Origin of the sequence: Pseudomonas sp. 32_A (genome assembly GCF_017490905.1) — a bacterium.
Taxonomy (GTDB): Bacteria; Pseudomonadota; Gammaproteobacteria; order Pseudomonadales; family Pseudomonadaceae; genus Aquipseudomonas; species Aquipseudomonas inefficax.
Map to the genome: position 1 here is coordinate 1 of NZ_JAFGYI010000319.1, position 456 is coordinate 456.

At 57.5% G+C, this 456-nt stretch carries 1 protein-coding gene; it reads right to left on the reverse strand.

The window, feature by feature from the left end; genetic code table 11:
- Window positions 1-456: efflux RND transporter permease subunit (locus tag J5M58_RS26860; protein ID WP_207880421.1), on the reverse strand; the 456-nt coding region annotated here is incomplete at both ends.

The window sequence follows — 456 nt, forward strand, 5'->3', positions numbered from 1 at the left end:
CAGCAGCTGCGCTAGGTCATCGCCAAATACTTTTACTCCCAGGTCCGAACGCACACCCGAAATTAGCTCGTTGAAACGTAGCTGGATAGGTTGGCTGATCTCGAAAGCATTGCCGGGAATCGCCGCCAGTTTGTTCTCAATATCCTCCAGCAACTGGGCCTTGTCCTTGTCGGGATTCGGCCACTCGGCCCTGTCCTTGAGCATGACGTAGCCGTCAGAAATATTGGGGCCCATCGGGTCGCTGGCCACTTCGGCAGTACCTACCCGGGAAAAGTAGGCATTGATTTCGGGCAATTCGAGCAGGGCCCGCTCAAGCTGGAACTGCATATCGAGCGACTGCGACAGGCTCGTGCCCGGGATGCGCAGCGCCTGCACCGCAATATCACCCTCGTCCAGATTGGGAATAAATTCCGCGCCCATGCGTGTGGCCAGCCAGCCGCAGGCAATCACCAATAC